Below are 23,400 nucleotides of genomic sequence, written 5' to 3'. Positions count from 1 at the left end.
GGAGACTAACTTTTAGAAGAAGCTTAAGACTTGCTGCCGCTTGGCTTTCTTTTCAGGGCAGGCGGCATACCTTTACAGTTTTATTCTCATAAACGCAGCCGAACCCAACCGATGCACCACGCTCCAGAATTACCCATGTTGCACCAACGGATTTCAACGCAGTAAAGCGCGTGGGATCGGACCTTTTGTCGATTCCTGTCTGCAGCGCCATTCCCTGTGCCCAAGCCTCCGCCAATGCAGGTCGGTTGGTTGCGGTTCCACCATCTTTGGAGTCGGGTACAGAACTCCTCTCGCCAATAGCGCGGAAGTTCTGTGCGTCCTCCCCATCCTTAACCGTGTAATACGCATCGAGTGCGATGATGGCGTTCTTTGGGGTGTTATCTCGAACCCATACAAACGCTTGCTCCCAGTAGTTATTTCCGCTCGCTCGGTCCCACGACAGAGCGTCCGGAAGCTCAAGGTGCTTGGAAGCAGGAAACGTCTCTCGATTTACCAGGAACATTACTGTCGCCAGCAGAGAAAACGCTGCAATCCAGCGCCACGCGCGGCGCCGCAAAGCCCACTCTCCCAAGGCTGCTCCGGCAGCCAGAATCATTACTATGTACACCAGTTGAAAGATTCGTAGAGGCTGCAACCTCGCAACCTGGTGCACTGGCGCCCCCATTCGCGCAAAAAGGACCGCGACGGCCATCGCCGTTATGCCTGACGCTATGGCAACGTGAGCCAGGCCCACGCGTGGAGCCTCATCTTCGTAGGCTCTTTTCGTGACAACGATCGACAAAATAAGCAGCGGTCCAATGAGTCCAGCCCACTCGTACCAATGCCATTGGCTGAGGAACCAGTAGCTTCGCGTCATCATTACCATTTTGTAGGCAATGCTCTCTGCCGGAGCTGCTCTTTGCACTATTGCCGATATTACCAGTGCTGTCAGGCACAATCCGATGGTCCCCCATACTCGCACCTGTCGGATCCACGACATAGCCGTGATCAGTAGCAAAACAGATCCGAGTGCGTATGCGGACATCAGAGGGTGCATCGTCCCACCCGCCACAAGCGCTCCACCACAAAGAACTAATCCACGCCGTCGTTCCCACGTCTCCCCATCACTCTCAAATCGAGGTAACAGATACTGCAGTATCCCTACCATGGCTAACAGAGCACAAGGAGTTGAAAGACTACGTGCCGTCACGTAAGGATCCATCAACATCAGGGAGGTTCCTGCAATGGGTATCGTCAGCCACACTGCCAGTAGAGTCACTGCGCCGCTTCTAGCCTCACGCGATCGATAGCAGCGAGCCGCCAGCAGCCATGCTGCAAAGAGCGTCATCCAGATGCTCGCCAGATAAACCAGCAGCAACACCAACCCCAGACTTAGGTGAGACTTGCGAACTAGTCCAGCTATCAGTTGTGCGAAAAAAGAATATGCAAGGTGACCTACTACAAACCCGGTACCAGACGGATATAGCCCAGGATCGAGCAGCTTTTTGATCTCGGGCAAGTAGATACCGCCATCCTCGGCATATGGATGATAACCATGTATGAGTAGCGCGAAGAAAGTCAGTCCTGTTACAAGCGCCGCGGCAAGGCGTCGCTCATGCCGATACTTTTCCAGGTCAAACTTTACCGAGGTGGGATGTGATGCAATTAAAGTAGCCAACTATCTGTTGCTCCTGCCTCGGTGATAGCTCCGGAATACTATGTCAGTCTGACGTAGCTTTAGAATATCAACGTATTAGACGGTCAAATTACCCTGGAGTCTCACTTCCACCGCCTCAAGCGAACATAAGAGATTTTTCCAGGTTGTTTTCGAGCTGCATTTTTCCAAGTTGATCGCCGTGAGCCCATGACAACGAACAGGGCAAAGCAACACGCAGAAGATACAATCAAAGTTGCATGCTTTATCGTTCCCATTATTTCCTAGACTCCCGTGAAACAGTCCATCGCACCCTGCGTTGTTGGTTGCCTTCATGAATGCCACCAATAGCCGCAGCCTGCTGAAGACCATCCCGGGCCTGCTTATCAGCGCTTTTTTTCTTTGGTATACCTTTCGGGGAATCTCGTTCAACCAGATCCTTGCCCTCCGTGTGGCTCATCCGGTATGGCTACTAGGTGTACTTTGCTTCACGGTTGCGAGCTACACCTTGCGGTGTGTTCGGTGGAGTCAGATGATGCCTCGCAACGGACGCACTCTCCGCGATCACTTTGCCGTATGCGCCCGTGTTCTCATGACCTCGCTTGCCGCCAACAACATTCTGCCTTTGCGGATCGGCGATATCATGCGCATCTTTACCTATGCAGACGACCTCGGTACCTCGCCGTCCGTCATCCTCAGCACCGTCATCATTGAAAAACTTCTCGACATCTTCATCCTTGTGCTGATGTTTGTCTCTACGGTAGGCAGTATTGCCACAGCGCGCCTCCGGCTGATTGCCAATATCTCTCTCGTCATTTCAACCGTTGGACTGCTGATCCTACTAGCGGCCGCGCGTAGTTTGCAGGAGCCAGTCCAGCGGCTCTTTGCTCGTCTCCCAGACAGTCCGCTACTGAAGAAAGTTGAACACTGGATCACCCTGGCCTTGGACGCCACTGGCCGGCTTGGCATCACGGGCTCACTGCTTCTTTTGCTCCAAACGACCATCATCTGGACTTGCGAGGGGATGATCTTCCTCTCTGCCATTCGTCTGCTTGGTCTCACCGTGGATGGGATTGCTGCGTGGCTTGCCGTCTCGTTCGCAAATTTGTCTTACCTGATTCCAAGTTCTCCTGGAGCGATTGGTCCCTTCGAGCTTGCCGTTAAAACCTCACTCGTAAACCATGGTGCCACCATGGCTCAGGCCGCAGTCTTCGGCCTCGCTATCCATGCCTGGATGCTTCTTTCCGTCACAGGCGCGGGGGGCGTCATCTTCCTGCTGCACCGTGTGCGTATTCATAATCACAAACCCCTTCTCGAAGAGATCGAAGATCTACCCGTCGAAATGCCCTAGTCTTTCCCCGATGTTCTGCCAAAGCCGAACAAAGATAGAGGCTGCAGGTCACTCCACCAGAAATACGCTTCAACGCCTCTAGTAAACTGAACCTATCTTCCAAAGTGGTGACCCACAAGCATGTACCGCACAATTCAGCAGTCCTTGATGGCTCGCATCCAAGCCATCCTTCTCGCGAAATATGACGTCACGCTCGCTCACCTTGCGGTCGAGCAGCCACCCAGTATTGCTCTTGGTGAATTGGCCCTTCCCGTAGCTTTTGAGCTCGCCAAACGTCTCCGCAAGGCCCCTCGTGCGATCGCAGCCGAGCTTGCCTCTGAGCTTACTACCGTCTTACCGGAACTCGAAGGTGTCGCCAGCGTCGAAGTAGCTGGGGCGGGCTATCTCAATATCCGCCTCGACCGAGCCTCTACTATTCGCCGCATTGCTGCAGACCAGCACGCAGACATAGGTGGTCCCGGCTTCCGTCTTGTTGAACACACAAGTATCAACCCTAACAAAGCCGCCCACATCGGCCATCTGCGCAACGCTATTTTAGGCGATACCTTCCAGCGGCTGCTCCGCCCCGACGCTTTTAAGACGGGCTATGCAGTGGGAGTACAAAACTATATTGACAACACTGGTGTTCAGGTTGCGGATATAGTCGTCGGTCTGGTTCACCTGGAGGGCAAAGATCTCTCCAGCACTCGCGAATTGCTCACCGAACTTATGGAGACCAATCAGCGCATTGATTACTATTGTTGGGATCTCTACGCTCGTGTCTCACAATGGTATACCGCAGATCCGGCTCAAATTGCCGCTCGTAAACAAATCCGTCTTGACACACTCCATTCTCTAGAGACAGGCAACAATGACACGGCTGAGATTGCTGATCTCATATCCACCGCAGTCTTGCGTCGTCACCTCGAAACCATGCAACGCCTCAGCATCGAATACGACTTCCTTCCCCGCGAGAGCGAGATTCTCTCTCTCCACTTCTGGGATGCCGCCCGCGAACTCATGCTGGAAAAAGGCGTTCTTTATCTCGAAACCACAGGGAAGAATAAAGGTTGTTACGTCATGCGCCGCGCAGGCAGTGCAGAAGAGATCGCTACCGAAGACACTAATCTGCCCGATGAAGACGCGAAAGTGATAGTCCGTTCTAACGGCACCGTAACCTATGTCGGCAAAGATATTGCCTATCATCTCTGGAAGTTCGGACTCCTTCCCGGAAAAGATTTTGGTTATGCAGGATTTCATGAGTACCCCGACCACACCTGCTGGATCTCCACAGTTGATGGTCAAGATCCGCATCCCACCTTTGGCAAAGCAGATGCTATTTATAACGTCATCGACTCACGCCAGAACGATCCGCAGAACAATGTGATTGCGGCTCTCCGAGGTATGGGCTATACCGAAGCTGCGGACCATTACACTCACTTCAGTTACGAGATGGTGGCACTCACTCCTCGTTGTGCCATCGATCTCGGCTATGTCATTAGTGATGAAGACAGGGCCAAATCTTATATAGAAGTTAGTGGACGCAAAGGCTTTGGCGTCAAGGCTGACGATCTTCTCGATCAGCTCATCGCGGCCGCGAAGGCCGAGGTCGATACCCGCCATCCTGAGATTGATCCCGCCGAGCGCGTCGCCATCGCTACCCAGATTGCGGTGGGTGCGCTTCGCTACTTCATGCTCCGATTCACGCGCAACACAGTCATAGCGTTTGATTTCAAAGATGCTCTCAGCTTCGAAGGCGAAACAGGACCTTATGTGCAATACGCAATCGTCCGAGCTGCCAACATCTTTCGTAAAGCCAATACAACGGGAGCCGAATCCCTTGCTTCTGTTGCCACGCTTGATCTTTCCAATATCCTCGACGGCGAGGAGGGAAGCAGTCTGTGGGAGACCTGGCTTCTCGCCTCAAAGCTCACGTTGCTTATCGAACAGTGCATCGCTACTGCTGAGCCAGCCTATCTTGCAAAGTATGCCTTCCAACTAGCCCAGCAATTCAATAACTTCTACCACCGCCACCATGTCCTTAACGAAACCGATCCAACTCGCAAGGCGTTACTTTTGGCTACTGCAGCCGTAGCACAGCGCGAGATGACTCGGGCACTCAACTTCCTAGGCATCGAAGCTCCACCGGTTATGTAAAAGACGGGAGCCCAGTTGATCTGGGCGAATGCGCCAGGAGCAAAGTTTGCGAAAAGCTGTAAGTTTCCCCTCGCAGAGACCGCAGCGTTCTGCTTTTACGCTTCCGGCAGCTTAAACAAGACGAGGCCTCCATTTGGAGGCCTCGTCTGTCTTGCTGCAAGCGATTTAGTCCGAGTAGCTCCATACCCACTCCAAAATCGAACGTACGGCAATACCACTTGGTCCATTCGCAATCCAAGGTCTACTCTCGTCGTTCCAGGCGCACCCTGCGATATCCAAGTGCAACCATGGGGTCTCGCCGACAAACTCCTTGAGAAACATCGCCGCCGAGATTGCGCCGCCCCACCGATTAGCGCCAGTATTTCTCATATCTGCGATCGAACTCTTGATCTGATCCTTGTAGTCATCGGTGCAGGGAAGCCGCCAAAACTTTTCGCCCGATATTGCTGTAGAAGCCATGAACTTCTGCCAGGTCTCTTCATCGTTCGAAAACAAACCGGCATTCAAAGTTCCCAGAGCCACTACGCAAGCTCCTGTCAGGGTAGCCGCGTCGATCAGGTGAGTACAACCTAGTGTCTTTGCGTAGTGCAGTCCGTCCGCCAACACCAATCGGCCCTCGGCATCTGTATTGATTACCTCGATTGTCTTACCTGACATTGCTGTCACGACGTCACCTGGCCGATATGCCTTACCATCCGGCATATTTTCTGCAGAACATACTACGCCGATCACCTTCACCTTAGGTTTCAGCTGTGAGATGGCCCTCATCGCGCCGATCATCGCGCCCGCGCCAGCCATGTCATACTTCATCTTCTCCATGCCATCGCCGGGCTTTATCGAGATTCCTCCGGTATCAAACGTAATCCCTTTGCCTACCAGACCCAGTACTGGAGCGTCTTTTGCTAGCGTCTCGCCCTTAGCCAGCTGCGGCTCATAGGTCATCACTATCAGCGCCGGAGGCTGCTCAGAGCCCTGAGCTACTGCAGCAAACGCACCCATCTTCAATTCGAGCAACTTTGCGGTCGAATGTACCTCGCACTTCAACCCCATCTCCGCGCACATTGCAGCAGCACGTTTGCCAAGTTCTGTTGGTGTCAGTATGTTTCCTGGCTCATTTACCAACGACCGCGTAAAGTTTTGCGCTGCAGCCACTATCAGGCCCGCATCGAAACCTTCCTGAATCTCGGCTCTGGTCGACTTCTCGACGTCTTTGGCGATCACCGAGAGTACCCGTACCGACCGGTCTTTCCGTTCGCTTCGATAGGTGTCCCAATCTAGTTCCGCCAGCTCCGCTCCCTCGATAAGCACCCGCGACAGCAGTGCGCAGGGCAGTGTCTCGAGGTGTTCGTCATCCAGTGCATGGTCTTCAGGAAACGCGATCGCCAGCTCTCTTACTCCGAGCGGTTTGGCTGCACGAACCGCAGTCCCGGCACCCTTTCGAACCTCGTCGACTGAGAGCCCCTTGGCCTTTCCCAAACCCACCAGTAACAGCCGTTCAGCCTTTAGCCCGTTGGGAGCATGCAGTAGCAGCGTTTCTCCCAAAGTTGCTTTGAACTCACCCGACGCCAGCACCTTCGCCGCCGCCCCTGTCACCGCGTCCGAAGTTGTCAACAAAACCAACAAAGGCTCCGCATCCTTGCCGATAGCGATATCCACGACAAATACTGCCAGCAGGGGTGTCTGGAAACCGGCAGCATCCTGAAAATTTAGCTTAGTATCCATGCGTCTATCGTAACCCGGCTGCATGTTGATCATTTCGAAAGTCACAGTGCAACGAAAGTAGAACTAATTTCGTTGGCTTCTAGCAACTGCGGCCTTGGCTTCGTTATCGGCCTCGCGCTTGCGTTCGGTGGCGCGCTTGTCATACTCCTGCTTGCCCTTTGCCAGAGCAATCTCGCACTTCACGCGACCATTCCGAAAATAAAGTCGTGTCGGGATCAGCGTAAATCCCTTCTGCTTCGTCATACCCTCGAGTTTGCGAACCTCGCTCTTATGCAGCAGCAACTTACGCGTCCGCAGGGAATCGTGATTCATAGCATTCCCATGGGAGAACGGTCCAATGTGTGCATTCAGCAGAAAACACTCGCCGTCCTTCAGCAATCCATAGGCATCTTTCAGATTGGCCTTGCCTTCGCGAATCGATTTAACCTCGGTCCCCCGCAAGGCAACGCCCGCCTCAAACTTGTCTGTCAAAAAGTAGTTAAAGCTTGCAGATCGGTTAAAAGCAGCATCTCTCTTGCCCGCCGCCACCGGATCGCGGTCCTTCTCCTTTACCGCCGGTTTCGGCTGGTGAGCTGCAGTCGTAATGGACATAGAACGAGCCATGCAATCTCTTACTTTAACATGCCTGCAACTTTAGGTTCATGCAGGCTCCTCACCCGGCAACGTTGCGTGCGTCTAACCAGAAAACTCAACTGCCTAAAAACTTATATAGGCTTGAGTCCGACTAATCTGACAGCCGCGAGCCGTGATGCGAAACGACCGCGGACCATCCACGGTTCCTATCTGTTTTTGACGAGGTCGATATTGGAGCGAATGCTATACTCACCCGAGCGCAGAAGCGGGGAAAGCACGGTCGTTACAAGGAGCGCCGAAGCCGAAAAAATCTTCCCGGCGGGCGTTATCTCCGGCAAACGCCATACTCTTCACGGTGTAAAGGACGAAAACGGAAGCAGCATGGGTCGCGGGTACAAATCAATCAACAAACTATCGACATCTCTCCGTCACGCGCTCCCAGCTTTGCTTCTGTGCGGCGTAGCGGGCTTCAGCGCAGCAACTGCGTGTGCCCAGTCAGCTGCTAAGTGGGATAAGCGCGGCGTCGACGCAGAGGCACGTCAGGACTTTGACGCGGCCTACGAGGACTACCACAACGCTGTTCTCAAAAAGCCCAAAGACCTGAGATTCCAAGAACACTTCGAGCATATGAGGTATCAGGCGTCGGTGACCCACGTCGACCGCGGCCGCGTTCTCCGTCAAAACGGGGATCTCAACGGCGCCCTTGCTCAGTACACCCGCGCCCTCCAAATCGACTCCAGCAACCAGAGCGCACAGCAGGAGATCGATGCTATTCAGGAGCTACAGAAGCAGACTCACGACAACACGCCGCAGGCCAAGGAGCAGATGTCACGGCAGAATGAGACTCTGAGCACGATCAGTTCCATCTCTGGTCCGGTGGAACTCAAGCCCGTCTCGAACGATCCCATCACCCTCCACATGGTAGAGGATGTCAAAGTGATCTATGAGGCTATCGGCAAAGCAGCCGGCCTCAATGTCTTGTTCGATCCTGACTACAGCTCAAAACGCATTCCTGTCGATCTCACCAACGTCACCCTGTCGGATGCCCTTCGTATCGTCGGAACGATTTCCGGCACCTTCTACAAGCCCATTACCTCGAATACGATCTTTGTCGCCACCAACTCCCGCACCAAGCGCACGGACCTCGACGAGCAGGCCGTCCAGACCTTCTATCTTACGAATGCAAGTCAGCAGAACGACGCAAACGAAGTCGTTATCGCAATCCGCAACCTGCTCGATCCGAGCGTCAAGATCTATCTCGTTCCCAGCCAGAACGCTATCGTCATGCGAGCGACCCCCGACCAGCTGCTTCTCGCGCAGAAACTTTTGAACGACCTCGATCGCGCCCGTCCTGAAGTGGTTGTCGATGTCGCCGTACTTGAAGTCAACAAAAATGTCGAACGCAATCTAGGTATTACGCTTCCCACCTCCATCAGCCTTACACCCCAGGCCAACCCAAACACTGCGGCGAGCGGCAGCAGCGCAGCAGCGGGCAGCGCCGCCTCCAACACCACCTCAAACTTCACTCTCAACTCTCTGGCACACCTCAATGCAAATAACTTCGCCGTGGGAATCACTGGAGGCACACTTAATGCGCTGCTCAGCGATGTCGACACCCGTGTTCTGCAGAATCCCAGCATCCGGGCTACTGACGGTCAGCGCGCGACTATGAAGATTGGATCCAGGATCCCTGTCGCTACCGGCTCTTACAACGCGGGCGTTTCTACAGGTGTCGCCAGCATCGGAGTGCAGACCCAGTTCACCTATCTTGATATCGGCGTTAACATCGACATGACGCCAACGGTCCACTACGACCGCGAGGTAACCCTTAAGATGAAGATTGAGGTGCTCTCGCATATCTCTGACCAAACAATTAGCGGTGTGACCGAGCCGGTCATCGGCCAACGTACCTCGGAACAGGTCATCACGCTAAAAGATGGCGAACCCAGTCTTCTCGCCGGCATCATTACAAAGTCGGATAGTCTCAATATCAACGGCACCCCAGGTATAGGAGAACTTCCGCTCCTGAAGTACTTTTTCAGCTCGCGCGACAAAGTCAACGACAAGACTGAGATTGTCTTCATCATCATTCCGCACATCGTCCGTGAATCTGTCCTCACCCGTACCAACCTTCGGGCCATTGATACAGGCACAGGCCAGTCGATCGAATTGCGTCGCGATGTCTCCGCTGACGACAGTAACTCAGAGCCTGTATACGCCAATAAGCCTCGAACCCCCGGCTCCCCTACCAGCGCGGCCAACGCGGCCAGCGCCATGGTGCAACAGCTCAGCCAGCAGGCGCAGCCCGGCGGTGCTCCTGCTTCTTATCTTCCTGGGGCCGATACCCCTGCAGCTCAACCATCTACAACGCAAGCCCCAGCGCCCAACGCCGGTGGTCCTCCCGTCAGCTTTACCGTAGTACCGCCAGAGTCTAATCAAGCTGTCGGCAGTACCTTTCAGGTCGCTGTGATGCTTGGCAACGGACGCGACGTCTTCTCTGTGCCGTTACAGCTCCAGTTCAATCCGGCTCTTCTCCAGCTTGTAAACGTCGATGCGGGGGACTTTCTTGGTAAAGACGGCCAACCCGTTTCACTCGTGCACCGTGAAGACAAGGGTCTCGTCGCTATCTCTTCCATTCGTCCGCCAAATACAGCCGGGGTCAGCGGGACAGGGAACCTCTGTATTCTTACCTTCAAGGCTGTAGCTCCTGGAGATTCTTCCCTCGCCCTCGTGAAAGTCGGCGCCCTCAACAGCGCGCAGGCCAATCTTCCGGCCGTCGGTTCGCAGGCCGTGGTACATGTCAAGTGAGACGCCGTACCAATTCAGGTATCCCACGTCCAAACTCCTGGACGTGGGATCGAACTGTGGACTCCCCGCCGTTTACCCCACAGGCTGGCCTTACCCTGGTAGAACTCATCATCTGTGTTGCCATCGTTGCACTCCTTGCCTCCGCTGCGATTCCTATCGCCCGCTTTCAGGTCAAACGAACTAAGGAACGCGAACTCCACCGCGACCTTTGGGAGATGCGTGACGCCATTGACCACTATAAAGATGCCGCCGATAAAGGAGCCTTCCAGATCAAGGCAGACTCGCTGGGATATCCTCCCGACCTCCAAACCCTCGTCGACGGAGTTGAGGTAACGGCTGCTCAAGGGAAGAAGGTAAAATTTCTTCGTCGCATCCCCATCGATCCAATGACAGGGACGACCGACTGGGGAATGCGCTCCAATCAGGATGACACCGACTCCGACTCCTTCGGTGGACAGAACGTCTTTGACGTCCATAGCAAAAGCACAGGAACTGCACTTGACGGGACGAAGTACTCCACATGGTAGTCAATCGCTCAAACCGCGTCATCAGCCCGTCTAGGCTCTCTCTCCGCAGCGTATCGGAGGGAACACACTCTCTCCAGAGCCAACCCGGTACAGTGGACGATGGGTTCACTCTGCTTGAGCTCATGATCGTCATGGTCGTCATTGGCCTTCTCGCTGCGATCGCCATCCCCGCGTACACCAGTAACATTCGCAATGCCAAGGAGGCTGTCCTCAAAGAGGATCTTCATACCCTCCGTCAAGCTATCGACTCTTACACCGTCGATAAAGCCAAAGCGCCGCAGTCTCTCGATGATCTCGTGCAATCCGGGTACATCAAAGTCATGCCAGTGGACCCATTTACGCATCGTTCCGATACGTGGCTGCCCGTCCAGGAAGACACCCTCTCGAGCCTCGACCAGACAGAGTCCGGTATCGACGATGTCCACAGCGGGGCTCAGCAAACCGCCTCCGACGGTACCTCCTACTCCACCTGGTAGGATCGCCTTCTCGCCTCCGCTCACCAAAAGGCGCATACTATGGTCTAAGACACGTCGAGCTGCGTCCGGTCAACAGGGAAGCGGCCCACCAGGAGACTCCCATGCGTTACGTCGCGCACTTTGGCCTATGCGCTTTCCTTATCCTCTCCGTTGCCGCCTACTCGCAGAGTCCGACTGCAGCTCCGGCACCGCCAGCGCAGACCCCGGCCAAGACAACCCCAGACACAACTCAGTCGACTACCCCTGTTACGGACACAATCCCCTCGGATGTGCCGGCAGAAAAGCCCATTCCCGGCCATCCCACCGCGACACCCAAAGAGAATAAGGACGCGGCAAATAAGGTTAAAGCAGAAAACAAGACCGACCGTCTGCCATCCCCAGGCGAAGACATGAAGACTAACATCAAGGCCGGTAGTGAGGATGATGTCAATGCTGTAGGAACACGCAACATCGGCGGTCGCGGACTTGCCAACTGGTACTCCACTGACTGGGAGATCCGCACTGGTAAGCAATACTCCATGGAGATTGAGAAGTCCGCTCACATGGTCAACGACCCCGTGATTGTGGAGTACGTCAACCGCGTCGGCCAGAACATCGTCAAAAACTCCGACTGCAAAGTTCCCTTCACCATCAAGGTCATCGACTCCGATGAGATTAACGCCATGGCTCTTCCTGGCGGCTTCTTCTACGTCAACTCGGGCCTCATTCTTGCGGCCGATGAAGAGGCGGAGTTAGCTGGTGTTATGGCCCATGAGACAGCACACGTCTGCGCTCACCACGCTGCTCGTCAGATGACTAAGATGAACTACGCGCAGATCGGCTCAATCCCGCTCATCATCTTCACCCAGGGAAGCTGGACTGGGTATGGGATTTACGAGGCAACACAACTGGCTATCCCTCTCAGCTTCCTTCAGTTTTCCCGCATGGACGAAGCCGAAGCTGATTGGCTTGGCGTGCAATACATGTACAAGTCCGGCTATGACCCACAGGCGTTCGTACAGTTTTTTGAGAAACTCGATGCGCTTGAAAAACATAAACCGGGCACGCTTGCCAAAGTCTTCGCCGACCATCCCCAAACCCCAGACCGCATAGGCCACTCCGAAGAGGAGATCGCCACCATTCTTCCCGCGCGTCCTGACTACATGGTCACCACTTCAGAGTTCGACGACGTTAAAGCCCGCCTTGCTCGCCTAGAAAACAAACGCAAGATCACCGATGGCAAGGGTGGCAACAAACCTACTCTCCGCCGCACCGCCAGTGGTAATGGCAATAACGATCCTAATAACCCAGCCAGCAGTACCGACGACCGTCCAACCCTGGGCCGTCGTAACTAGATCTGGGCCCTGAATGTGACCAAAGGGAGGACCGAATCATTCGATCCTCACAAAGGTATAAAGTAGCGAAGTGACCGCCCGCGAGGAACGGGTTCGGCCGATGGGACGCCAATCAATTCCTCACTTTCAGCAAATCCACACCAGTCCGACCGTGAGCTCAGCCTTTACGCCATCTTTACGAAATAAGGCATAGCGTTAACGCTTGCTGTCGGTTATAAGGGCCTTTGCAGTTCAAGGCCAGGAAGTGCAATGCTGTTTTGGAAATCGTTAGTCTCTTTGCTCGTCGCACTGCCCTTGTACTGGGGTATGGTGACCGCGTTCCACCTACTCAATTTGCCGAGTGATCGGGCTGTCCTAGGAGGACTGTGCCTGCTGCTTCTCATCGCAGCAGGTGGATTCATTGCGTTTCGTAAGATCTGGAGGCTGTCGTGACTCTCTTTGGTGAAACTATCAACCCTGGCAATAATCGCAATTTCAACGCTCAAATCCCCGGTGTAACCCGACTCCTCAAGCTCGCAGCAGCCGCGGTTGCCGCACTGATCTTTTGTCTCATCTTCTTTAACTACATCGCCTCCATCACACGCATCGGAGCAGGCTATGTAGGCGTTGAGGTCGTTCTAAGCGGCTCGCAACGCGGTCCCGCAGAGATTCCTATCCGCACGGGTTGGGTCTTCTACAGTCCGTTGCGCAGTCAGATCATCGAGTTTCCAACCTTTGTCCAAACTGTGAAGTGGACCCACGATCTTAACGAAGGCCATGCCTCCAACGAAGAGATGAGCTTCAACACGAAAGAAGGGATGGAGATCTACTCCGACGTCTCCCTTAGCTACGCCATCGATCCGCGCCGCGTGCCCGACTTCTACGTGAAGTATCGTCTCAGCGACCTCGATCTCTTCACTCACGGTATCCTCCGCGACGTCGTCCGCAATTCACTCAACGAGGTCGCCTCGACCTACAGCGTGGAGCAGATCTATGGAGAACAAAAAGCCGAGTTCCTCACTAAAGTCCAGGCCCTCATCCAGTCGAAGATGGAGCCGGTCGGCGTAGGCATCCAGCAGTTCGGCTTCATTGGCGCTCCCCGTGTCCCGCCCGTAATAGCCGCAGCCATCACCTCGAAGGCCCAGGCGATCCAGGACGCGGAGCGCGCACGCAACGAGCTCGCCAAGACGCAGGCCGAAGCAGCCAAGACCATCGCCGAAGCAGAAGGTGAAGCTAAAGCCGCCGTCACCCGTGCCAACGGCGAGGCCGAAGCGAATAAGATCCGCCAAACTTCGCTCACCCCGCAGCTTCTCGAACTCCGCAAGATCGAGAACCAGAAGGCTCTCATCGAGCGGTGGAACGGACAACTTCCTACCGTCCAAAGCGGCAGCGGCGGTCTCCTGATGGAACTGCCAAAGACGCAATAACCGACAAGGAGGAAGATTGCGCCAGCAGTGTCCTCCTTGTTGCTTCATAACAATTTAGAATTGCGAACACAGCAGCGAGCAACTAATCAGAATTGGTGAGGCAATCGATGAAGCTCTCTAGAAGGCAGTTCAACCAGGGGATAAGTGCACTCGCGGTTGCAGCCGCCTACTCGCGCGAGAGCTTCGGATTTGTGGAAAATGGCCTGAGTCTTGGACTGAATACATGGAGTCTGCGAGCTCTTTCACAAGAGGAAGCAATTCCCGTCATCATTCAGGCGATGAAACAGGCGAGTCTGCACGACTGTCAGATTCTATTCACCCACGTGGAACCCGCGAAGTTCAATCCCGTGTTTCCAGACGGAATTTTCAGCCCACCCAAGTTATCTCCAACGGCACAGCAACTCGAAGAACAGAAGGCGACCGCAGCAGCGCTGACGAAGTGGCGACTCTCCGTTCCGATGAGCTACTTTGGAAACATCCGGTCCACTTTCGAAAAACAGGGTCTCAGAATCAAATCCTATTCGGTCAGATTGGGAACCTCTGAGGCAGAGATCGACCGGCAATTCCTGATGGCGAAAGCTTTGGGAGCGGACTCGATCGCTACCCGCCTCCCGTCAACATTGACAAGCATGACAGCTGCCGCAGCGGATAAACATCGAATGATCGTTGGTATCCAGTTTTCTGATGTGAATGATCTGAAGGAACAGCTCGCCGCCTCTCAATACTTCCGTATGGACCCCGACATAGGCGACCTGACGAAAGCAAAGATCGACGCATTACAGTTTGTCCAAACTAACTATTCATCCATGTACGCGTTTGATCTCAAGGACGCGATGCCCGGAGGTCCAAGTGTTCCGTTTGGAGAAGGCGCATCGCATATGAAAGAAGTTCTTCAGTTCTTGAAGAAAAAGCAAGCTTCGATCACAGCCTACGTAGATTGCGACTACGCCGGAACCGGTCGTTCACCGGAAGAAGTAGAGAAGTGTGCCTCGTATGCGAGAGGCATAATCGGCTAAGGAATGGTCCAACGATGACATCCTCAACGACCCTCTGTCGCGTTAGGTTCTTGTAATGCGGTTGATGGAGGCACACTCAGCAATCGGATCAGATTGAAGTCGTCGCTTTATTAGCGGACATTCTATTTAGACATTCAGTTCCATTATTTCGCCTTAGAGGAAATTCATGAACGTGTCCAGATTTCATCGCTTAGTTATATTTTTGCTGGTTATCTTTAGTTTGAGGGTTACCTATGGAGCAGCTACCCAATCGCCTTCTCCGACCGATGGATCCCTTTATCTTGGCACAGCGTGGTATCCCGAACAGTGGCCAGAGCTACGTTGGGAGACTGACCTTGCATTGATGGAAGCCGCGCATATCCGCTTTGTCCGGATTACGGAATTTGCTTGGAGCGCGATGGAGCCAAGCGAAGGCCATTACGATTTGGACTGGGTTGAGCGTGCAATTCGGTTAGCAGAAAAACATCATATCGCCGTTGTACTTGGTACTCCAAGTGCGGCACCCCCGGCTTGGCTAACGTTTAAGTACCCGGAAACACTGCGAACCAAAGAAGATGGACGCAAAGATGAACACGGAAACAGACAACAGTTCGATTGGTCAAATGCGAAATATCGAGAGTTAGCTGGGAACATGGCGGAGCAGATGGCAATTCACTTCGGGCACGATCCGAATGTCATTGGCTGGCAGATCGATAACGAGTACGCGAACGAATCCTATGGAGCTGACACTAGGAGTCAGTTTCAAGCATGGCTGAAGGCACGATACATTACACTCGATAACCTGAATGCCAAATGGACGACGAGCTATTGGAGTCAGACCTACTCAGACTGGAGCCAGATTCCCATCGAGACCTTTGGTGGAAATCCCGGCTTATTACTTAGTTGGAGAAGGTTCGTCAGCGATACATGGCGCAGCTATCAGAAGATTCAAATTGAAAAGATCCGAGAGCACAGCGATCCGCGACAGTTCATCACGACGAATATGATGGGTTTTTTTGATGCGTACGATCACTACACCGTCAGTCAGGATCTAGACTTCGCATCGTGGGACGACTACGTTGGTACCGGTCAGTTGGATCCGGTACGCAATGGTGCAGCACACGATTTAACACGCGGATTCTTACGCAGAAACTTCTGGGTGATGGAGACTCAGCCAGGATTCGTAAACTGGTCAAAAGACAATAATGCCCTCAATAAGGGAGAGACGCGGGCCATGGCGTGGCACGACATAGGTCATGGAGCTGATGCTGTCTCCTATTGGCAGTGGCGCAGCGCGTTGAATGGCCAGGAGGAATATCACGGCACCTTAGTGGGAGCAGACGGTACTCCAGTCCCTCTCTACGAGGAGGTCGCACAAATTGGAAAAGAATTTGACAAGGCTGGACCCGCGTTAAAGGGAACCGAACCTCACTCAGAAGTGGCCATTCTCCACTCGTACGATAGCCGCTGGGCAATTAATTGGCAGAGGCATAATCAAAAGTTTGATCCCATCGATGCACTCATAAGCTACTACGGGCCACTCCGTGACTTAGTTCACACCATTGATATTGTTTCTCCCTCAGTTTCCCTGACTCAATATAAGTTGGTGGTTGCACCTGCCCTCAATGTCTTAACTGACGAACAGGCAAAAAATCTAATGGACTATGTTCGTGGCGGGGGACATTTGGTATTGGGCCAGCGCAGCGGAATGAAAAACGTAGACAACGGGCTAGAGATAGAGCGGCAGCCCGGTCCTCTCGTGGAGATGCTTGGAGGTCGTGTGGAGCAGTATTATGCGCTTGACCGAGATGTCCCAATCTCAGGGGATTGGGGGATAGGCAACAGTAAAATTTGGGCGGAGCAACTAAGCTTAGGGGATCCTCAAGGCAAGGTGCTAATGCGCTACGGCAAAAGCAATGGTTGGCTTGATGGGCAACCTGCGGCCATCACAAGGTCGGTTGGTAACGGTAGCATTACCTACATCGGCGCATGGCTTGATGAGGGTACCATGAGCGCAGCAGCAAAATGGATGGTGATGACCAGCGGCATTCACCCTCCAGTAATCAAGCTGCCTAAAGGCGTTGATCTCTATGTTCGCTCTAACGGACAGAAGTGCATCTGGATCCTCATTAACTTCGCCGCAGATTCTGCAGAAGTTACCTTGCCCCAGCAGATGACCGACATTCTCGCTGGCAGCAAAGTTGGTGCGGTTACATTAAAGCAATACGGAGTGGCAGTTCTCAGCAAGGAGTGAACGATAGCACAGTACTTTGAAGAGAACAGCCATCTGATCTATAATCAGTTTGTTTCCGGTGTCTGTTGATTCACAGACTAAAAGGGAATCCGGTGAGAACCCGGAACTGCCCCGCAGCGGTAATCAGGAACGAAAGCTCTAAACATGGTACTGGTTCTTTATGAATTGGGAAGCCGGAGCAAGTAGGTAGCCTGTAAGTCCGAAAACCTGCCGTAAACGATGCCGATCTGGGGCAAATAGACACGCCTTCGCGGGAAGGGCTGGGTGCTGCGGAATCTTTAATGCCGTATTTTCCTACCCATCACTGCGAGAACGGACGGCTTTTATAAGGGTCAGAGAAAGAGACGCACAGCTTTGTTTCTAAAGCAGTCCGTTTTACCGCAGAATGAGAAAGAAAGCCTCACGATGAGAGTTGGAGACAGTTTCTGTCCTGGAATTCTTCATGCGGTTCCGGCAAAAGACGGTTTGCTCATTCGGATAAGAATGCCGGGTGGAGTGCTCATCCCTCAGCAGCTCGAAATAATCGCAGAGCTCTCGGATGCATATGCGGATGGACAGATTGAAATTACCTCTCGTGCCAATCTACAGCTGCGAGGCATTAAGGCTGAGGATCTCTCTCAATTAGTGCAAGAGTTTGAATCAGCAGGATGTCTCCCTTCACGACAACACGATCGAGTCCGTAATATAGTCACTAGTCCCTTTGCAGGTTTAGCTCCTGATGAGATCTTGGACTCGCGGTCTTTCGTTAGAGAGCTAGATGACCGTCTCATAGCGGACACTATATTGGCTAACTTGCTTCCCAAGTTTAACTTTGCAATAGATGGTGGCGGTACATGGTTTAGCCGTGATGGAGACGATCTGGCATTGCGGGCAGTGATGGTCAATGGCGTTCCGTTGTTTCATCTCGCAATCGGTGGTGCTTTATCAGGTTTTGGTGTGGGAACTGAGAGGGCACTTGACTGTCTGCTGGAGGCTGCAAGGATGTGCCTTCAAATTTCGAAGAAATTGGGCGTGCCTGCTCGAGGACGAAATATCGTGTCAAGGCCGGAGGCACTTACGCCCCTCCTCAACGGGCTGTCTCGTTTTCTTGTGCACTGTCCAGAACCGACTTCGAATAACTCAGGTGATACCCCTACAGGGATCTATTCGACAAAAAGGGTTGGCTTCGTAAGCGTCGTACCATCGGTTCCACTTGGACGATTGACGTGCCAGCAAGCTCGAGGTCTTGCTTCGATAGCAAAGGAGTGGGGTGGAGATCTTCGGCTAGCTCCTTGGCGCGGCATTCTACTTAGCTCTATTCCTGATGATTCGGTTGGTCTAGTTTCCGCAAAACTTAAAGCCGTCAATTTATCACTCGACGGCAAAGACGGGTATCAAGGGGTCTCCGCCTGCGCGGGTAGCGATTGCTGTGATGCTTCTTTGGCGAATGTGCGGAGGGATGCAGTAATTCTTGCAGCTCATTTGTCCGGTCGTGAGCCAAAACCAGGCTGGACGGTCAATATCTCGGGATGCGAAAAACAATGTGCGATGAGAACCGAAGCGACGGCCAAGTTGGTAGCCACTCCCAATGGTTATAACCTAATGATCAATAAGCATTTCCTTGGCTCTGGCTATTCGTTTGAAGCTGCCTTGGACGCTATGCTCACATACCAGGCCGAAATGCCGCTTGAGGTTTCTTCGTGTCAATAAGTTACAAAAAAAATGCTGCTGACATCTACCGTGAATCTTTCGAAATCATTCGGGCAGAGTCAGATCTTTCTGCTTTTCCACCAGATCTTTCTCGCGTGGTCGTACGAATGATACATGCTTGTGGCATGACAGACTTGCCACAATATGTTTCCGCTTCACCCTCTGCGGTCGAGACCGGTCGACAGGCTCTGCTTGCTGGAAAGCCTATATTTTGTGATTCAACTATGGTCGCAAATGGGATTACTCCATCTAGACTGCCCCAGAATAACGAGGTCATTTGTACGTTAAATGACCCGCGAACGGCGGAACTGGCGAAAAGATCCGAAACTACGCGCAGCGCCGCAGCATTGGAGCTTTGGCGCGATAAACTGGGCGGCTCTCTAGTGGCGATTGGAAACGCCCCTACCGCCTTATTTCATCTCTTGGATATGATTGAAAATGGGGCGCCAACTCCTGCGCTCATTATTGGTGTTCCCGTTGGGTTTGTGGGCGCGGCCGAATCGAAGGCAGCACTGGAAATGAATAAGCTGAATCTTCCTTATTTGACGATCCGCGGGCGACGTGGTGGAAGTGCAATCGTTGCTGCTGCTGTAAATGCTTTGGCAAGTGAGGAAGAATGATTGAGAGCACGATACCAGGACGACTGTTTGGTGTCGGATTAGGACCCGGTGATCCAGAACTCGTAACTCTTAAGGCTTTGCGTGCCATTAGGCAAGCCCACGTAGTCGCTTATCCAGCGGCTAAGCATGGGCAAAGTAATGCGCGTCACATTGTAAGTTCCGAGCTCACACTCAAACAGATTGAGTTGCCAATGATCTATCCGATCACAACTGAGTCTACGGATCATCCCGGCGGATATGAAGCAGCTATCGCCGAGTTCTATGACGAGATGGCGCATCAGATCGCAGACCATCTTCGTTGCGGTCGTGATGTCGCGATTCTCTGTGAAGGAGATCCTTTTTTCTATGGATCATACATGTATCTTCATGACAGGCTCGCTCACCAGTTTTCTACTGAGGTAATTCCCGGAATTCCATCCGTGATGGCCGCAGCCGCAAGGCTAGGAGTTCCGCTCGTAAGAAGGGATTCAGAATTAGTAGTATTGCCTGCAACTCTCTCAGAGGATGCACTCACAAATAAGCTCAATTCTCATGGTGCATTTGCCATTATGAAGCTTGGGCGCAATTTCGCTAAAGTGAGAAATGCTTTATCGAGGGCTGGGGTAATAGAGAGAGCGCTCTATATAGAGCGTGCAACAACCAGTCAGGAGCGGATTACTAAACTTATCGATGTGGACCCGGCTACTGTTCCTTATTTTTCGCTCATACTCGTTCCCGATTCACATCTCGACCAGAGCAGGAATCTCGTCGACAAGCCAGGTCAGGTAACAGTCGTCGGACTGGGACCAGGTTCCACGGAATGGATTACGCCCGAGGCTCAGCAAGCGTTGGCGGAGGCGACGGACCTAATAGGCTACCAGCCCTACTTAGATCGCGTACCGACTCGATTTGGCCAATGCCGCTTCGGTTCGGATAACAAAGTCGAAGCGGAGCGGGCACGTCACGCTCTGTCTCTCGCGGAGGCGGGACGCCGGGTGTGTGTCGTATCGTCTGGCGATCCAGGTATCTTCGCCATGGCAACTGCTGTATTGGAGTCAATCGACCAAGGACCGGAAATATGGCGCTCTCTGGATGTTCGCATCGTTCCCGGAATTTCAGCGATGCAGGCCGCGGCAGCAAGAGTAGGTGCTCCTTTAGGCCATGACTTCTGCGTAATATCACTTTCGGATCGCTTGAAGCCATGGGAGGTTATTGTTAAGAGGCTGCATGCTGTAGCTTCCGCTGATTTTGCACTCGCGATTTACAATCCGATCTCGTCACAGCGCGAATGGCAACTGGCAGAGGCGCAGGCAATTCTTTCAGGCTACAGGTCTCCTGAGACACCCGTTGTACTTGCTCGCGCCGTAGGTAGGTTTGATGAAAAAATAGTAACCACAGATCTGGGCCGATTTGACCCCTCCATGGCTGATATGCAAACCATAATTCTTGTGGGTTCTTCAACAACACGTCGCCTTATAATGTCGAATCACAGGGAGTTAATCTACACTCCGCGAAGCTATGGAGCTTGACCACATGCTAACTCCGCAGTCGAAAGTTGCGAGAGAAAATGGCAACGAGTGCTGGCTATCGATCGTTGGCATCGGAGAGGATGGTTGGGAAGGTCTCAGTGCCGCTGCAAAACAAGCTGTGGAAACTTCGGAGATTCTTTACGGTGGAACACGACATCTCGCTCACATCCCTATAGGCAAGTCGAGGCGTCTTGCATGGCCTTCTCCCATGATATCCGCACTGAATGAGATTCTGACATTGCATAGAGGGAAGACTCGAGTCTCGGTTTTAGCGAGTGGTGACCCCATGCTATTCGGGGTAGGCGTAACGCTGACCCGAGAGTTGAATCCGGGTGAATTTTGTGTGATGCCACAGGTCTCCGCGTTTTCTCTTGCATGTGCACGCCTAGGGTGGTCTGTCTCAGAAACTATTTTGATCTCTCTTGTAAACCGTCCTATCGAGCAGCTGTTTAGATATCTGCATCGTGGTCAACGACTAGTAATTTATTCTGAAGATGGTATGACGCCTGCCAAGGTGGCACAATTTCTAGTAGATAACGGTTATGGATCAAGCCAATTAGCCGTCTTTGAATATATGGGTGGGTCTGCAGAAAAGCGCTTGGATGCCACCGCGAAGGAATGGCCCGCAAAACCATGCGGGGATTTGAACTCAATCGCTATAGCCTGTACTGCTGATATTGGAATCAAATCCTTTTCAGTTGTTCCAGGACTTTCAGAGGATTGTTTTGAAACGGATGGACAGTTAACTAAACGTGAAGTCCGCGCAGTTACATTGGCGAGGCTCGCTCCATTGCCAGGCGAACGGTTATGGGATGTAGGAGCTGGCTCAGGATCAATTGGTATCGAATGGATGCGCTCTCATCCTTCTTGCTCGTGTGTTGCATTTGAAGAACGGGAAGAGAGAGCTGCTAGGATTTCGATCAATAAGAAGCGCCTCGGAGTGCCAGGGCTAGAAGTCGTTTGTGGAAGCTTTCCGGAAACTCTCCATGGTTTTAAACTTCCGAATGCCATCTTTATTGGGGGCGGCCTGGGCAGGGAAGGGCTGTTCAGGGCATGCTGGGATAAGCTCATAACTGGTGGCCGGCTAGTTGTGAATGCGGTGACAATCGAGAGCGAAGCAACGGTAGCGAATTTACATAAACAGTATGGAGGCGACCTCGTGAGGATTCTCGTGGCCCGAGCTGAACCAGTTGGTGGAACTCTTGGATGGCGTCATTTGATGCCCATAACTCAATGGGTAGTTAACAAATGATAGATGAGGCCCACTCTATCGGTATTGGTTGTTCCTCACGCGCGACCGCTGCCGACGTAATCAAGCTGATTAAACATTGCATCGGAGAAGTTGCTCCCAATACTGTCATCGCAACAAGAGATGGCTGTTCGAGTATTGGAGAGATTGTTGCATCAACCCTTAGACTACGGCTCATGATATTTCCTGCAAGTGTTCTTGCTCAGATTCGTGGAGTAAAAAATTACTCTAGCATTGCGGAAACGAAGGTGGGAACTCCGAGCGTCGCGGAGGCCTCCGCACTAGCTGCTCTCGGGCCGCTCGCGCGCCTAGTTTTGCCACGCCAGATAGGATGTTTCTGCACTTGCGCCGTAGCGGTGTTGCCATGACGGTCCATTTTATCGGAGCGGGCCCTGGAGCTCCTGACCTACTCACGCTGCGTGGGAGAGATCTGATTCGCCGTTCTCCTGTGTGCTTGTATGCCGGTTCTTTAGTGCCAAGAGAGGTAATCGCACATGCACCGCCCGGAGCCAGGATCATTGACACTGCAGAGATGAACCTCGATGAAATTATTGAAGAACTAGCGTCAGCCCATGAACAAGGACTTGACGTGGCTCGTATTCATTCGGGAGACCTTTCGATCTGGAGCACGATGTCAGAGCAAATTCGCCGCCTGACAAGTCTTAATATTCCCTACGATGTAACTCCCGGCGTACCGTCTTTTGCTGCCGCTGCAGCTGCTCTTGGCCAGGAGTTGACTCTCCCAGGAGTCGCTCAATCTCTTATACTAACAAGGACCTCAACCCGATCTACCGCGATGCCGATTGGAGAAGACCTCACAACATTGGCGCGGTCCGGTGCAACAATGGCGATTCACCTTTCCATCATGAATCTCGATATCGTAACAACACAGTTGTCACCGCTTTATGGAGAAGACTGCCCTGTAATAGTAGTATTTCGTGCAAGCTGGCCAGACGAAATGATCCTGCGCGGGACCTTGTCTACTATCCAAGCGATCGTAACTAAATCAGGAATAGATCATAATGCTTTGATACTGGTCGGAAAGTCCTTTAGCGCTACCAGCTTTGGGGAAAGTTATCTTTACTCCATCTCTCGTGATCGCAGTTAGACGACTGGAGC

18 protein-coding genes and 1 riboswitch are annotated in these 23,400 nt (G+C 52.9%); of the genes, 15 read left to right on the top strand and 3 right to left on the bottom strand.

What is annotated here, in order from left to right; genetic code table 11:
* Positions 1 to 52: 52 nt before the first annotated feature.
* A complete protein-coding gene (locus GSQ94_RS19345) occupies positions 53 to 1,657 on the bottom strand; it encodes a hypothetical protein (protein ID WP_158945496.1) in 1,605 nt (534 codons plus the stop codon).
* Positions 1,658 to 1,967: 310 nt separating this feature from the next.
* Here GSQ94_RS19345 and GSQ94_RS19340 point away from each other — a divergent pair, with 310 nt between their 5' ends.
* Positions 1,968 to 2,984 carry a lysylphosphatidylglycerol synthase transmembrane domain-containing protein gene (locus GSQ94_RS19340; protein WP_158945495.1) on the top strand — a complete coding sequence of 339 codons (1,017 nt, stop codon included), beginning with the start codon at positions 1,968 to 1,970 and terminating at the stop codon, positions 2,982 to 2,984.
* 120 nt (positions 2,985 to 3,104) lie between these two features.
* Positions 3,105 to 5,120, top strand: coding sequence for an arginine--tRNA ligase (locus GSQ94_RS19335; RefSeq protein ID WP_158945494.1), 2,016 nt, complete (start codon positions 3,105 to 3,107; stop codon positions 5,118 to 5,120).
* A gap of 165 nt (positions 5,121 to 5,285) precedes the next feature.
* Here GSQ94_RS19335 and GSQ94_RS19330 read toward each other — a convergent pair whose 3' ends face one another.
* Positions 5,286 to 6,842 carry a leucyl aminopeptidase gene (locus GSQ94_RS19330; protein WP_158945493.1) on the bottom strand — a complete coding sequence of 519 codons (1,557 nt, stop codon included), beginning with the start codon at positions 6,840 to 6,842 and terminating at the stop codon, positions 5,286 to 5,288.
* Positions 6,843 to 6,905: 63 nt separating this feature from the next.
* Entirely contained in the window at positions 6,906 to 7,445 is a 540-nt protein-coding gene (gene smpB / locus GSQ94_RS19325) for an SsrA-binding protein SmpB (protein WP_158945492.1), read from the bottom strand.
* A 210-nt stretch (positions 7,446 to 7,655) separates the two neighbouring features.
* Between smpB and GSQ94_RS19320 the strand changes: the two genes are divergently transcribed.
* The 13 genes from GSQ94_RS19320 (at position 7,656) to cobM (ending at position 23,389) form a co-directional block, all read left to right on the top strand.
* Positions 7,656 to 10,223 (top strand): cohesin domain-containing protein, encoded by a 2,568-nt coding sequence (locus GSQ94_RS19320; protein WP_158945491.1) that lies wholly within the window; start codon positions 7,656 to 7,658, stop codon positions 10,221 to 10,223.
* Positions 10,224 to 10,279: 56 nt separating this feature from the next.
* Positions 10,280 to 10,750 (top strand): type II secretion system protein, encoded by a 471-nt coding sequence (locus tag GSQ94_RS19315; protein WP_254064000.1) that lies wholly within the window; start codon positions 10,280 to 10,282, stop codon positions 10,748 to 10,750.
* Positions 10,744 to 11,226 (top strand): type II secretion system protein, encoded by a 483-nt coding sequence (locus GSQ94_RS19310; RefSeq protein WP_158945490.1) that lies wholly within the window; start codon positions 10,744 to 10,746, stop codon positions 11,224 to 11,226. Before GSQ94_RS19315 ends, GSQ94_RS19310 begins: the two co-directional genes overlap by 7 nt.
* Before the next feature lie 101 nt (positions 11,227 to 11,327).
* A complete protein-coding gene (locus GSQ94_RS19305; RefSeq protein WP_158945489.1) occupies positions 11,328 to 12,560 on the top strand; it encodes a M48 family metallopeptidase in 1,233 nt (410 codons plus the stop codon).
* Positions 12,561 to 12,988: 428 nt separating this feature from the next.
* Positions 12,989 to 13,966, top strand: coding sequence for an SPFH domain-containing protein (locus GSQ94_RS19300; RefSeq protein ID WP_254063999.1), 978 nt, complete (start codon positions 12,989 to 12,991; stop codon positions 13,964 to 13,966).
* 191 nt (positions 13,967 to 14,157) lie between these two features.
* On the top strand, positions 14,158 to 14,982 hold the full coding sequence (locus GSQ94_RS19295) for a hypothetical protein (protein ID WP_158945488.1): 825 nt from the start codon (positions 14,158 to 14,160) through the stop codon (positions 14,980 to 14,982).
* Between the two features lie 166 nt (positions 14,983 to 15,148).
* Positions 15,149 to 17,215, top strand: a complete 2,067-nt coding sequence (locus GSQ94_RS19290) for a beta-galactosidase (RefSeq protein WP_158945487.1) — start codon at positions 15,149 to 15,151, stop codon at positions 17,213 to 17,215.
* A 39-nt stretch (positions 17,216 to 17,254) separates the two neighbouring features.
* Positions 17,255 to 17,445, top strand: a riboswitch (cobalamin riboswitch).
* 124 nt (positions 17,446 to 17,569) lie between these two features.
* Positions 17,570 to 18,904 carry a precorrin-3B synthase gene (gene cobG, locus GSQ94_RS19285; RefSeq protein WP_158945486.1) on the top strand — a complete coding sequence of 445 codons (1,335 nt, stop codon included), beginning with the start codon at positions 17,570 to 17,572 and terminating at the stop codon, positions 18,902 to 18,904.
* On the top strand, positions 18,895 to 19,524 hold the full coding sequence (locus tag GSQ94_RS19280; protein WP_158945485.1) for a precorrin-8X methylmutase: 630 nt from the start codon (positions 18,895 to 18,897) through the stop codon (positions 19,522 to 19,524). Before cobG ends, GSQ94_RS19280 begins: the two co-directional genes overlap by 10 nt.
* Positions 19,521 to 21,032, top strand: coding sequence for a precorrin-2 C(20)-methyltransferase (locus tag GSQ94_RS19275; protein ID WP_158945484.1), 1,512 nt, complete (start codon positions 19,521 to 19,523; stop codon positions 21,030 to 21,032). The genes GSQ94_RS19280 and GSQ94_RS19275 overlap by 4 nt, the downstream gene beginning before the upstream one ends.
* Positions 21,022 to 22,284, top strand: coding sequence for a precorrin-6y C5,15-methyltransferase (decarboxylating) subunit CbiE (cbiE, locus tag GSQ94_RS19270; protein WP_371417576.1), 1,263 nt, complete (start codon positions 21,022 to 21,024; stop codon positions 22,282 to 22,284). The genes GSQ94_RS19275 and cbiE overlap by 11 nt, the downstream gene beginning before the upstream one ends.
* Positions 22,281 to 22,649: a cobalamin biosynthesis protein gene (locus tag GSQ94_RS19265; RefSeq protein ID WP_158945482.1), complete on the top strand. Its 369-nt coding sequence runs from the start codon at positions 22,281 to 22,283 to the stop codon at positions 22,647 to 22,649. The genes cbiE and GSQ94_RS19265 overlap by 4 nt, the downstream gene beginning before the upstream one ends.
* Entirely contained in the window at positions 22,613 to 23,389 is a 777-nt protein-coding gene (gene cobM / locus GSQ94_RS19260) for a precorrin-4 C(11)-methyltransferase (RefSeq protein ID WP_371417575.1), read from the top strand. Before GSQ94_RS19265 ends, cobM begins: the two co-directional genes overlap by 37 nt.
* The last annotated feature ends 11 nt before the right edge of the window (positions 23,390 to 23,400 follow it).

This window comes from Granulicella sp. S190, assembly GCF_009766095.1.
Taxonomy (GTDB): Bacteria; Acidobacteriota; Terriglobia; order Terriglobales; family Acidobacteriaceae; genus Edaphobacter.
Note: the sequence above shows the minus strand (reverse complement) of the source record. Positions and strands in the feature narration are given on the sequence as shown.